Here is a 13,014-nt window from a genome sequence, read left to right as displayed (position 1 = left end):
AATGATGATTATGTTGCTGCAAACGTCTCTGTTCAAGGAGTTTCCGCTTTTTTAGATTTTCTGAGCTCAAGCTGGTTTTTTCGTTCAGCTATGATATTCGTCCGATCTCGTTTTGTATGTTTATGGATTAAATATTCATTTGTTAAGTCACTTTCTTTTCCCCATTTTTTTTGATCATGACATTGTGTTTTACAAATCGTTACTAAGTCCTGATCGATGATGGGAAAGTTGAAACTATAATAGCTATTGCCGTTTAGAATTTCATTCTTTCTTTTTAGTAATTGGTTTATTAACTCTTCTTTATGTAATCCGAGATTTTCCAGGGCCTGACTCTCACTCTTTAGCAGCTTAATTGCGTTTGAAATCATTTTCAAGGCACCGGCGAAATTCCCTCTTCTTTGATGATATAAGCCAACCGCGATTTGAATAAGTCCAACCCAGTAGTCTTTTCGTTCATTGGGAGGATCATTTTTCCAATGCTCTTCAAGGATTTCATGACACTCAAAATAATCACGGTCACAATGAAAATATATGAGAAAGTCTATATATGCTTGGTCATACATACCGAATACATCCTTCCGTTCCAATAAATATCATTGTAGCATATTCAAGTCAAGGCTGCTGAATGAACAGCAGCCCCATCCATTATTAATATAACCAAGCAGCACCAACAATGATTAATAAAATAAACAATACAACGATTAACGCAAATCCACCGCCATAGTTAAAACCTTGTTCACCCATTTAATATTCCTCCTTAATGTTGAGCTATTACATTTGTAATATATGAGACCGTAACAGAAATGTATGGGCTAACGTCTATTTTTTGGGTATTTTAATAAGAAACAAGATAGGAATCTCTTTTGTTTATGTTGTGTAGTCGATCAATCAGCGGAAAAAGTTGCGTTTTTGTAAAATAGGGTTAAATATTTCTTGGACATGCTGTAAATTTACTCTATACTATATGGTGGCTAGTTGTAAGAATGGTGGGATATAAAATTGCAGTATCATGTGAAAATCGATGCTTTTGAAGGTCCATTAGATCTTTTGCTTCATTTAATTAATCGCTTGGAAATTGATATATATGATATTCCTGTCTCGGAAATTACAGAGCAATACATGCTTTATATACACACAATGCAAGAATTAGAGCTTGATATTGCTTCTGAATATTTAGTGATGGCAGCAACTTTACTCTCTATTAAAAGCAGAATGCTGTTACCAAAACAAGAGGAAGATCTGTTTGATGATGAGTTCGAGGGAGAGCAGGAAGAGGATCCTCGTGAAGAATTAATGAGAAGATTAATTGAATACCGAAGATATAAAGAAGCAGCACAGGATTTGCGTTCACTTGAAGAAGGCCGCTCACAGGTCTATACGAAGCCTCCGAGTGATTTAAGCGAGTACGGCTCACAGTCTACCAATCAGATGGATTCCTTGAACGTTTCGCTTTATGACATGCTCGGTGCTTTTCAAAAAATGTTAAGGAGAAAGAAAATCCAAAAACCGCTTCAAACCAAAATTACCCGGCAAGAAATACCGATTGAAAAAAGAATGGAAGAAATCTTAGAGGATTTACGAATAAATCCCGGAAGACGTAGGTTTGTTGATTTATTTCCATCTAACAGCAAAGACCATTTAGTTGTTACTTTTTTAGCGATATTGGAATTAATGAAATCACATTTAGTTTTAATTGAACAAGAGAATAATTTTTCAGATATTTATGTAATGGGGAGTGAGTAGCTCATGTCCTTGGGTGTAATTGAGTGGAAATCGATTGTTGAAGCTCTTTTATTTGCAGCAGGTGACGAGGGCCTTTCTTTAAAGCAGCTTGCGGTTGTATTAGAGATCGAAGAACAGGAAGTCACAGGTATTTTAGAAGAGCTTTCACAGAGCTATAAAGATAAGGAGCGCGGCATTGAATTAGTTGAAGTTGCCGGACACTACCAGCTTACAACTAAAAAAGAACATGCTATCTATTTAAAAAGGTTAGTTGAGGCTCCGGTAAATTCCTCCCTTTCACAAGCGGCACTTGAAACATTAGCGATTATAGCTTACCGCCAACCAATAACAAGGTCGGAGATTGAAGAAATTCGCGGAGTGAAAACGGAACGACCAATTCAAACACTCCTTTCAAAAATTTTGATAAAAGAGGTTGGCAGAGCAGAAGGAACGGGACGGGCCATTCTTTATGGAACAACAAAGGAATTTCTTGAATATTTTGGTTTAAAATCTATTAAAGAACTGCCGCCGCTTCCTGCCAAAGCTGAAGAAGCGTACGAGCAGGAAGAAGCAGACTTATTTTTTGAAAAGTTTAATGAAACATTAGAAGATTTAAAATAGCAAAATGGAGAAGGTTGACTAGAAGGAGTGTTACCATTGTGCATTATGAGATGGTTAACATAAACTTTCAAAGTCAGCCTTTTTGAACGATAGCTTCAGTTTGGCTTGAAGATAAAGATGCACATACTCCAATACAAATGTTATTATTTTTAGAAAAACTTCACCGCCTTCCTTGGCAAGCAATGTAGTGAGTGGCATTCTAGCCATACCTGAAGAATTAGACGTTGGAGTTCATGGTTAATTTTAAAAAATTCATTCATAAGCTTTGTCCACCTGCATAAACTTGTACAAAACAAGTAAGGGGACGTGGACCGATATGCTGTACATAAAGAAAATTACAACCAGTATGATCATCATTTTTCTGCTAATAACATTATTTCCCCATCCCTCATCAGCTGTTGGTGTTAGTGCACAGGCTGCGATCTTAATCGACCAAGAATCAGGCCGTATTCTTTATGAAAAAGAAGCCAACACAAAAATGAGAATTGCTAGCATCACTAAGATCATGACGGCTATTCTCGCCATTGAGTCCGGCAAGTTGGATGAGATGGTAAAGGTTAGTGAAAGAGCATTGCAAGCTGAAGGCTCCTCGATTTATTTACAAAAGGGAGAAAAAATAAAATTAGAGGATCTTGTATACGGTTTAATGCTACGTTCGGGAAATGATGCGGCTGTTGCCATTGCAGAGCATGTTGGCGGAAGCTTAGAAGGCTTTGTTGTCATGATGAATCAGAAAGCTGAGGAAATTGGGATGACAAACACTGAATTTGCCAATCCACATGGACTTGACGACCATGAAAATCATTATTCCACAGCTTATGATATGGCGATCTTAACCAAATACGCTATGGAGAATGAAACTTATCGAAAAATTTCAGGAACGGAAACACATAGAGCACCGAATCCTAATGAAAAATGGGACAGAGTTTGGCATAACAAGAATAAATTAGTAACAGGTCTTTATAAATATAGCACTGGAGGAAAAACAGGTTATACTGTTAGAGCAAAGCGAACGCTCGTCTCAACTGCTTCAAAAAACGGACTTAATACGATTGTTGTGACATTGAATGATCCTAATGACTGGGATGATCATATCAATCTGCACGATTTTGCCTTCAACAACTATGAGTTGGTAAAAATTAAGCAGGAAGGTACGCTAAGTAATATTGATAATGACTTTTATCAAGATAAGGTGTTTATTAAACGAGATATTTTGTATCCATTAACAGCTGAGGAGCAGGAAAAGATTAAAATTAATCTATCCTTGCTAACGCCAAAAAAGAAGTGGAAGGAACCTAAAGATGTTCCAAATGTCGTAGGGAAAATGTCTGTGAAGCTTGATGAAAGGGAAATCGAAAAGTTGCCAATTTATTTTGACAATGGAAAAGTTGAAAAACCGAAGAACTCTTTTTGGGAGTTGTTCAAAAATCTATTTTTCGCAGCTACCGGGGTAAATAAATATGGTTAATCTCATTTGGGTTTTTTTAACGGTTATCGGCATTGTCTTTGCGATGTTTAATGGAACGATGGATCAAGTAAATGAAGCGATTTTTAAAGGTGGAAAGGAAGCTGTAACAATATCGTTCGGGTTAATTAGTGTGCTTGTCTTTTGGCTTGGTTTAATGAAAATTGCTGAAAAAGCAGGCTTATTAGAGAAGTTGGGCAATTTGTTTAAACCAATTGTGTCAAGGCTATTTCCAGAGGTTCCTCATGATCATCCAGCAATGGGGTATATGTTATCAAATATGATGGCCAATATGTTTGGTTTAGGAAATGCGGCTACTCCTTTAGGAATAAAAGCAATGGAACAATTAAAGGTTTTAAATGGAAACTCAGATACAGCAAGCAGATCGATGATAACATTTTTGGCGATTAACACATCAAGCATAACCTTAATTCCGACAACTGTGATTGCGATCATGATGACCTATGGTTCTTCTTCACCGACAAGCATCGTTGGACCTACCCTAATTACTACAATTATTTCAGCAATCGGTGGAGTTTTGATTGATCGGTTCTTTTATTATCGGAGAAAGAGAAAAGGGTGATCAGGCATGGGAATCATAGGTGCGATATCTTTATGGTTAATTCCAGTGATTATTGGTTTTATATTAATATATGGGACATTCAAAAAAGTTCCTACTTATGAAACCTTTGTTGAAGGTGGAAAAGAAGGGTTAACAATCTCCTTTTCAATCATTCCATATTTAGTAGGGATGCTTGTAGCGATTTCAATCTTCCGTGCTTCAGGTGCATTAGAATTTTTGATGAATTTCATAAAGCCTATGTTGGACTTACTAAATATTCCTGCCGAAATAGTGCCTCTCGCATTTATCCGTCCGATCTCTGGGACAGCAGCATTAGGTTTAACTTCGGATATCATCGCGACCTATGGGCCGGATTCATTTGTTGGAATGCTAGCAGCAACAATGCAAGGCAGTACTGATACAACCTTGTACATTCTGACTGTCTATTTTGGTGCAGTCGGTATTAGAAAAATGGGTGATGCCCTAAAGGTCGGCCTTTTGGCAGATGTTGTCGGAATTGTCACCGCAATAGTGATTGTCACATTGTTATTTGCATAATGAATTACAGTGAACCAAAGGACTGCTCAATATTTTTGAGTGGTCTTTTTGTATTTACCATGCTCCTTCTCAGGAATTAAAACTTATACTCAAAAATGTGGTATGATGATTAGGCAGATTTTGACGCAGATTAATCAATGAGCGACATGAGTTTTAACGATGGGGTCATATTTTCACGTCCGATTGTTGAAACTTGTTAAAAAAAGATGAAAGCAGTAAGATGTTAACGAGGTGAACTAGATGGAACGTTTACAAAAAGTAATTGCTCATGCAGGCATTGCATCGAGAAGAAGAGCAGAGCAGTTAATTTTAGAAGGTAAGGTAAAGGTGAACGGTAAAATTGTAAAAGAGCTTGGTACAAAGGTGGGCGACCATGATCAAGTTGAGGTCGAGGGTATACCATTAGAGCGAGAAGAACCGGTTTATTTACTCTTATACAAACCTACCGGTGTTATTTCAGCTGTTAAGGATGACAAAGGCAGAAAGGTAGTAACAGATTTTTTCCCGTATATTAAGCAAAGAATTTATCCAGTAGGAAGGCTTGATTATGATACATCAGGGTTGCTGCTATTAACGAACGATGGTGAGTTCGCCAACAGTCTCATGCATCCACGTTACGAAATTGAAAAAACGTACGTGGCAAAAGTAAAAGGTATTCCACTCCGTGAAAAGGTAAAGCAGTTAGAAAGAGGGATCCATCTTGAAGATGGAAAGACAGCACCTGCAGCAGTTAAAGTATTATCTATTGATAAGAAAAAACAGACAAGCATTGTTGAAATGAAAATTCGCGAAGGGAGAAATCGCCAGGTTCGCAGAATGCTTGAAGCAATCGGCCACCCCGTTCTAAAGCTGAAAAGAGAAAGATATGCATTTCTCGATTTAAAAGGGCTTTCCACTGGTGATTCAAGGAAGCTCTCACCACACGAAGTAAAACAGCTTCGAGCTCTTGCACAGCATGGAAGTCATGTGAAATAATTTTTCACATAAACTTCAAAAACTGCGAAAGATCATGCATTTTAATAGTGTTATAATGGCTTTGAATGTTTAAATTGTAGGGGAGTTTGTCCATGAAGAAAAAACGCTTACTTATGCGCTCTATTATTTTAATTGTTTTAATTGGTGCCTTAGGGTATACATTATATACAAATTTCTTTGTCAGTAAAGAAAAGGTAAAAGTAGGGAGTGCAGCGCCTGATTTTCAATTAGTGGATTTAGAAGGGAATCAGCATCAGCTTTCCGATTATAAGGGAAAGGGTGTATTCTTAAATTTCTGGGGAACATGGTGCGAGCCATGTGAACGTGAAATGCCATACATGGAAAATCAGTATGAATATTATAAAAACCAGGGTGTAGAAGTATTAGCTGTTAATATTGCAGAATCGAATGTTGCTGTTCAAAGCTTTGTAAATAGACATGACTTATCGTTTCCTATTCTTCTTGATAAAGATCGTCAAGTATTAAATGCGTATGGGGTAGGACCTTTGCCTACTACATTTCTCATCAATCCTGAAGGAGAAGTTGTACATATTACATCAGGTTCATTAACAGAGAGAATGGTAAGAGACTTCATGGAACAGATCAAACCTTAAATGGGGAGTTTTTGGCATGGATAAGGTACAATGTGAGTGCGGACATGCAAATCCAAAAGGCACACATTTATGTGAAGCCTGTGGAAATCCAATAAGTGATAAAGAGACAAAAGAATCAAAAAAACTATTGGATATGAAGTATGAAGGGACTGCAAGACGCTCTCAAACGTATAAAAAATCGATTATCGATAAAATATGGAATTTCTTTTCATCTGTCAAAGTGGGAATCTGGATCATTGTATTGCTCTTAATTGCTTCAGCACTTGGTACCGTGTTTCCGCAGGAGATGTACATACCGCCAACTGTAACAGCAAGCGAGTTTTACAGAGATGAATATGGAATTTTGGGACAATTATATTATGATTTAGGGTTTCATAATTTGTATGGTTCATGGTGGTACATGATTTTAGTGGCATCATTAGGGATCTCTCTTGTGATTGCAAGCTTAGACCGTTTTGTTCCGCTTTACCGTGCATTGAAAAAGCAAGGTGTTACTCGACATGACACATTTATGAAACGTCAGCGGCTGTTTAGTTCTACGAAAACCAATGATGTTCATTTAGACGAATTAAAAAAACGACTTATGTCCCGCCGCTATAATGTCAGAGAAGAAAATGGCAGCTTATTGGCTGAAAAAGGACGTTTTTCTAGATGGGGCCCTTATGTTAATCATTGCGGGCTTATCATCTTCCTTATAGGTGCCATGCTTCGTTCTGTTCCCGGTATGTATGTTGATGAAGTGCTATGGGTACGCGAAGGCGAAACCGAAGTAATTCCAGGGACAAGCGGAAAATACTATTTAGAAAATAAAAAATTCATTATGGAAGTTTACGAAAAAGAAAATGAAAAAGAAGTATTTGAAGATGCCATTACTCGAGCAGGTGATGGCTCTGTTGTTAAAAACTTCCAATCAAATGTCGTTTTATATGAACGAAAAGGTGAAATTGTCCACGGTGCAAAGCCTGAACTTCAAGAAGTAAAAGAAGCAGAAATCCGTGTAAATGAACCACTTAAATTTGAATCATTTGCTCTTTATCAAGTAGATTATAAATTAAATGAATTAAATAAAATGACATTTAGTTTAATAGACAAGGAAACAGAAGAAAGCTTTGGTCAAATAACAGTGGACCTGCTTAATCCAAAAACGAATTATGATTTAGGAAATGGCTACAAAGTTGAGGTTACAACCTATTTACCGGATTTTTATTTTAATGACGAAGGTGTTCCAGCAACAAAAACAAGTATTCCGAATAATCCAGCCTTCGTTTTTAAAATGACCACCCCTGAAACACCTAAAGGTGAGACGAGCTTTGTTGCGATCCAACAGACGATCGAGCCTTCTGGAGATAATAAGTATAAGATGAAATTTGAAGGTGTTGAGACAAAAAATTTAACAGCCTTAACGGTTAGAAAAGATTTGACCCTTTGGATCTTAGGAGTCGGTGGAGCGATCTTTATGATTGGTGTAATTCAAGGAATGTATTGGAACCACCGTCGCATTTGGATAAAACAGAGCGGTGATGAGGTATTAATCGCTGGTCATACAAATAAAAACTATTATGCATTGCAAAATGAATTAAAAGTATTATTAGACGGAACGTCATTAACAATACCAAAAGACCAAAAGGAAAAAGAATAACCCGTAAAAAGGAGGGAAACATGTGGCAGCAATTAGCAGTACTTTACTAGAAATTGCGTTTATCTTGTATTTGGTTGCGGTCTTCCTGTTTGGCGGATCAATACGGGATAAACGAAGCAAAACGGATAAAATGAGTAAATGGACAGTTCTGGCCGTTGCGACTACAATTATCGGTTTTGTTGTACAACTTGGCTATTTTATCACGAGATGGATTGCATCAGGTCATGCACCTGTTAGTAATCTATTTGAGTTTACAACTGCATTTGGCATGATGCTGGTGCTAGCTTTTATTATTCTTTTCTTTATCTATAGAGTTGCTGTTTTAGGTCTATTTACCTTACCTATTGTTATAATAATAATAGCTTATGGAAGTATGTTTCCATCAGATATCAGCCCGCTGATCCCATCATTGCAAAGTCACTGGCTTTATATTCACGTAACAACTGCTGCGCTAGGACAAGCGATTTTAGCAATTAGTGCAGTAGCAGGAATCATACATCTTGTGACAGTAGTGGACCAAACGAAATCAACGAAAAAAACATTCTGGTTAGAAGCTGTAATGTATGTTTTAGTTGTAACAATCGGGTTTATCATTATAACAACTACTTTTAGAGCGATGGACTATCAAGCAGAATTTAACTGGGTGGATAAAGAAGGCCAAGAGGTTGTCATGGAATTTAATCTTCCTGCATTAGTAGGGCCGCATGAAGGAGAATTAATTACTGAGGGAAAATTTGAACCGTTTGTCGAGCTTCCTGCGATCATTTCTGCGCGAAAACTAAATACTGTGATTTGGTCGGTGATTATTGGTTCGATTTTATACGGGGCAATGAGGCTTATTTTCCGCAAACGTATTTCACAGCTTATTAAGCCTTTCACAAAAAACGTCAATTTAGATCTTGTTGACGAGATTGGATACCGTTCTGTTGCGATTGGCTTTCCTGTCTTCTCTCTTGGAGCATTAATCTTTGCGATGATTTGGGCGCAAATTGCTTGGACTCGTTTTTGGGGATGGGATCCTAAAGAAGTATGGGCTTTGATAACATGGTTATTTTATGCTGCATATTTGCATCTGCGTCTTTCAAAAGGCTGGCATGGTGAAAAATCAGCATGGCTTGCCGTAGTAGGCTTTGCGATTATTATGTTTAATTTAATTTTTGTAAACTTAGTAATTGCCGGCTTGCACTCTTATGCATAAATAATAGTTGATTTAAAATACTAGGTGGATAGACAACAAAAACATGTACTTAGTAGCATGAACATCATTTAACGCTGCTGTCAAAGCCTTCACTCCTGTGCAGTGAAGGCTTTTCTTAAAAGGCAAGAGTTTGAATAGGTGCTTACGTAATTCTAATTAGGGAGGGCTTACTAATGGAAGAGAACCAAAATGGAAGAATTTTAGTTGTAGATGATGAGGACCGCATTCGCAGACTTTTACGGATGTATTTAGAAAGAGAAAATTATGTAATAGATGAAGCGGAAAATGGCGATGAGGCATTGGAGCTTGGATTAAATAATGAATATGATTTGATTATGCTTGATATTATGATGCCTGGTATAGACGGGATAGAGGTGTGTAAACAGCTTCGTGAAAAGAAAGCAACACCTATTATCATGCTCACTGCAAAAGGAGAAGAAGCAAACAGGGTACAAGGCTTTGAGGTTGGAACAGATGATTATATTGTAAAGCCATTCAGTCCAAGAGAAGTCGTTTTACGTGTAAAGGCGCTTCTGAGAAGATCGTCACAAACTTCTTATTTAAAAACAGATACAAAAGCAAAAAATGTTATTGTTTTTCCTCATTTAACGATCGATCATGATGCACATCGAGTGACCGCTGATGGCACAGAGGTAAGCTTAACTCCAAAAGAATATGAGCTTTTGCATTTTCTTGCTAAAACACCTGATAAAGTATATGACCGGGAGAAGCTTTTAAAAGAGGTATGGCAATATGAATTTTTCGGTGATTTACGTACTGTGGATACACATGTTAAGCGACTTCGCGAAAAATTAAGCAAAGTTTCTCCGGAAGCTGCAAAAATGATTGTAACAGTTTGGGGAGTAGGCTACAAATTTGAGGTTAATAATGCATGATACTTTGGAAAAGTGTAGTTGGTAAACTTTGGGGAACGATTATCTTACTCGTTTCCTTTGTCTTATTTGTTTTAACGATTTTCATGCTAGAATTTATCGAAAACTACCATGTTGAAGAAGCTGAAAAGGAGCTAGATCAGCTCGCGAACAAAGTATCTGCGATTATGGAGAGTCATCAGGATCAATCTCTTGCAAGGTCGATAACTTGGGAATTAACGGATGAGTTAACTCATATTCTTATCGTTAAGGATGATAATACTTATTGGAATTCACCTATTGAAGAAGAGCAAATTCCTCATTTGGAATTTGAGGATATTTATCAAGATGAAGATCTTGCGGTTGTGTTAACGAAAGATCGTGAAGTTAGAAAACGTACAAATTTGGAACAGCCGAATAATGGTGAGGAAGAAGTTTTAGTCGTTGGGGTCCCGTATAAGATTTCCGAATCGGAAACAGGGGCCATCTTTATCTCACAATCTTTATTAGCTGTTCATGATACAACAAAGGAAACGACAAAGTATATTATTTTAGCAGCGGGGATTGCGATCATACTAACAACGATATTTGCTTTCTTCTTATCTACAAGGATCACCTATCCGTTAAGGAAAATGCGTGAGGTAGCCCAGGAGCTTGCAAAAGGAAAATTCGAAACAAAGGTTCCGATTATGTCCCAGGACGAAATTGGCGAGCTAGGAATAGCCTTTAATCAAATGGGGAGACAGTTAAAATTTCATATTAATGCCCTTAGTCAGGAAAAAGAGCATTTATCAAATATATTAAGCAGTATGGCAGATGGTGTTATTACATTGAATATTGATGGATCAATATTGGTGACAAATCCTCCAGCCGAGCGCTTTTTGCAAGCATGGTATTATGAACAAGGAATGAAAATAAAATCTGGTGAGGAACTCCCACCTGAAGCAAAAGAGCTGTTTCATAGAGCCGTTCATTCAGAAAAGGAGCAGGTGCATGAAATAACGATTCAAGGAAGAAGCTGGGTAATGTTAATGAGTCCGCTCTATAATCACTCACATGTCCGGGGTGCAGTAGCAGTCCTTAGAGATATGACAGATGAGCGCCGTTTGGATAAACTTCGAAAGGACTTTATTGCCAATGTTAGTCATGAACTCCGTACACCAATTTCCATGCTCCAAGGTTATAGTGAGGCGATTATTGATGATATTGCAAGCACTGATGAAGAAAAGCGTGAAATAGCCCAAGTTATTTACGATGAATCATTGCGTATGGGCAGATTAGTTAATGAATTATTAGACTTAGCAAAAATGGAAGCTGGTCATATTTCTTTAAATATAGAAGAGGTTTCAGTTCCTACATTTATTGATAAAATTAATCGAAAGTTTCAAGGGCTTGCAAAGGAAAAAATGATTACACTATATGCTAATATTGAGCTAAAAGAGCCTTACTTTATATTTGACCCTGATCGTATTGAGCAGGTGCTAACAAATTTAATTGATAATGCCATTCGTCATACTTCAGAAAATGGTACAGTTGCAATTAATGTGACAGATCAGGATGAAGGCATCATGATTAAAGTCAAAGATTCAGGAAGCGGAATCCCAGAAGAAGATTTACCTTTTGTCTTTGAACGTTTTTATAAGGCTGATAAGGCAAGAACAAGGGGAAGAACCGGAACTGGACTAGGCTTGGCGATTGCAAAAAATATCATAGAAGCACATAAGGGAAAAATTCAAGTTCATAGTAAAATTGGAGAAGGTACGACATTTAGCATCCTTTTACCGCGAAATAACCATGATTCTGAATAAGTTTGACGAACAATCTTGTTCCATAAGGAACAATTTTTTTACTTTTATCATGTAGCCTATTCGAAAGAGTGGGCTTTTTCCACATTTTAAATTGGTGAATTATTACATATTGAATGAACTATTTAAAGGAGATTAAAGAAATAGCTCGAAAAGTATAAATAACGATAGGCCGACACACTTTAAAAAATGCAGATTGGAGAGTGGGAAAAAAATGAATTTATATACCAGAACAGGTGACAGTGGCAAAACTAGTATTATTGGTGGAAGAGTGGATAAAGACCATCTGCGTGTTGAAGCATATGGAACAATTGACGAGGCAAATTCCTTTGTAGGTCAGGCAATGACGTTGCTTAAAGAACCTATGTTCAGTGATATTTATCATGAATTAGAAAAAATCCAACATGAGTTATTTGACTGTGGAGGTGATTTAGCAGTTGTTAAGGAAAAATACCCATATAAAACAACAGCTGAGATGGTTACCTTTCTGGAGGAGAGAATTGATCACTATGTAAAGGAAGCACCCGAATTAGAAAGGTTCATCTTACCTGGAGGCAGTCCGGCTGCCGCTGTCATTCATCTTGCAAGAACAGTGACACGCAGGGCGGAAAGACGTACAGTGTCTTTACAAAAGGAAATGGAGATAAATCCATTTGTTTTGCAATACTTAAACCGTTTATCAGATTATTTTTTTGCTCTAGCAAGGGTTATTAATTTTCGCTTAGGTGTAAAGGACGTTGAATACGAGAGAAGTGCACTTGTATTTAAAAGCAAACCTTTGAAAAAAGATCGTGAGTAAAGGTTAGGCTTTATTTTGATGTAATTACTGGCAATCGTTTGATCGTTTTGCAATGAACATTGTAAAAAGGATCAAACGATATTTTTTTGTGAAATTTTTATGAGAGACTTCGAGAATGATAGTAAGTATGCTAAAGTTAACATAGTTGAAGTCAAATATTACATAAATATTTCAAAATTATTTC

At 37.1% G+C, this 13,014-nt stretch carries 14 protein-coding genes; 12 read left to right on the top strand and 2 right to left on the bottom strand.

Going from position 1 to position 13,014, the window contains the following annotated elements; all coding sequences use genetic code 11:
* Positions 1-32: 32 nt before the first annotated feature.
* Positions 33-563 carry a DUF309 domain-containing protein gene (locus Q1B07_RS08400; RefSeq protein WP_299088243.1) on the bottom strand — a complete coding sequence of 177 codons (531 nt, stop codon included), beginning with the start codon at positions 561-563 and terminating at the stop codon, positions 33-35.
* An 85-nt stretch (positions 564-648) separates the two neighbouring features.
* The gene (locus Q1B07_RS08395) at positions 649-744 is read right to left on the bottom strand and encodes a YjcZ family sporulation protein (protein WP_072579338.1); all 96 of its coding nucleotides are present in this window, start codon (positions 742-744) and stop codon (positions 649-651) included.
* Between the two features lie 255 nt (positions 745-999).
* Here Q1B07_RS08395 and Q1B07_RS08390 point away from each other — a divergent pair, with 255 nt between their 5' ends.
* The 12 genes from Q1B07_RS08390 to Q1B07_RS08335 all read left to right on the top strand — a co-directional run bounded on the left by Q1B07_RS08390 (position 1,000) and on the right by Q1B07_RS08335 (position 12,830).
* Complete coding sequence (locus tag Q1B07_RS08390) at positions 1,000-1,743, top strand: segregation/condensation protein A (protein WP_299088248.1); 744 nt, start codon at positions 1,000-1,002, stop codon at positions 1,741-1,743.
* A gap of 9 nt (positions 1,744-1,752) precedes the next feature.
* Entirely contained in the window at positions 1,753-2,343 is a 591-nt protein-coding gene (gene scpB, locus Q1B07_RS08385) for an SMC-Scp complex subunit ScpB (RefSeq protein WP_299088369.1), read from the top strand.
* Positions 2,344-2,659: 316 nt separating this feature from the next.
* On the top strand, positions 2,660-3,811 hold the full coding sequence (locus Q1B07_RS08380; RefSeq protein ID WP_299088250.1) for a D-alanyl-D-alanine carboxypeptidase family protein: 1,152 nt from the start codon (positions 2,660-2,662) through the stop codon (positions 3,809-3,811).
* Positions 3,804-4,391, top strand: a complete 588-nt coding sequence (locus Q1B07_RS08375) for a nucleoside recognition domain-containing protein (protein WP_299088252.1) — start codon at positions 3,804-3,806, stop codon at positions 4,389-4,391. The genes Q1B07_RS08380 and Q1B07_RS08375 overlap by 8 nt, the downstream gene beginning before the upstream one ends.
* Positions 4,392-4,397: 6 nt before the next feature.
* Positions 4,398-4,928 carry a spore maturation protein gene (locus tag Q1B07_RS08370; protein ID WP_299088255.1) on the top strand — a complete coding sequence of 177 codons (531 nt, stop codon included), beginning with the start codon at positions 4,398-4,400 and terminating at the stop codon, positions 4,926-4,928.
* Positions 4,929-5,168: 240 nt separating this feature from the next.
* Complete coding sequence (gene rluB, locus Q1B07_RS08365; protein WP_299088258.1) at positions 5,169-5,903, top strand: 23S rRNA pseudouridine(2605) synthase RluB; 735 nt, start codon at positions 5,169-5,171, stop codon at positions 5,901-5,903.
* A 92-nt stretch (positions 5,904-5,995) separates the two neighbouring features.
* Positions 5,996-6,517 carry a thiol-disulfide oxidoreductase ResA gene (locus Q1B07_RS08360; RefSeq protein ID WP_299088261.1) on the top strand — a complete coding sequence of 174 codons (522 nt, stop codon included), beginning with the start codon at positions 5,996-5,998 and terminating at the stop codon, positions 6,515-6,517.
* Positions 6,518-6,533: 16 nt separating this feature from the next.
* Positions 6,534-8,156, top strand: a complete 1,623-nt coding sequence (locus Q1B07_RS08355; RefSeq protein WP_299088263.1) for a cytochrome c biogenesis protein ResB — start codon at positions 6,534-6,536, stop codon at positions 8,154-8,156.
* Between the two features lie 22 nt (positions 8,157-8,178).
* Positions 8,179-9,354 carry a c-type cytochrome biogenesis protein CcsB gene (gene ccsB / locus Q1B07_RS08350; protein ID WP_299088265.1) on the top strand — a complete coding sequence of 392 codons (1,176 nt, stop codon included), beginning with the start codon at positions 8,179-8,181 and terminating at the stop codon, positions 9,352-9,354.
* A 173-nt stretch (positions 9,355-9,527) separates the two neighbouring features.
* Positions 9,528-10,250: a response regulator transcription factor gene (locus Q1B07_RS08345; protein ID WP_299088267.1), complete on the top strand. Its 723-nt coding sequence runs from the start codon at positions 9,528-9,530 to the stop codon at positions 10,248-10,250.
* Positions 10,247-12,034 carry an ATP-binding protein gene (locus Q1B07_RS08340; protein WP_299088269.1) on the top strand — a complete coding sequence of 596 codons (1,788 nt, stop codon included), beginning with the start codon at positions 10,247-10,249 and terminating at the stop codon, positions 12,032-12,034. The genes Q1B07_RS08345 and Q1B07_RS08340 overlap by 4 nt, the downstream gene beginning before the upstream one ends.
* 211 nt (positions 12,035-12,245) lie before the next feature.
* Positions 12,246-12,830: a cob(I)yrinic acid a,c-diamide adenosyltransferase gene (locus Q1B07_RS08335; RefSeq protein ID WP_299088272.1), complete on the top strand. Its 585-nt coding sequence runs from the start codon at positions 12,246-12,248 to the stop codon at positions 12,828-12,830.
* Positions 12,831-13,014: the final 184 nt, after the last annotated feature.

The sequence above is a fragment of the uncultured Metabacillus sp. genome (assembly GCF_947503125.1).
Taxonomy (GTDB): domain Bacteria; phylum Bacillota; class Bacilli; order Bacillales; family Bacillaceae; genus Metabacillus.
The sequence above is the reverse complement of the archived record's forward strand: the minus strand, read 5'-3'. Positions and strand labels throughout refer to the sequence as shown.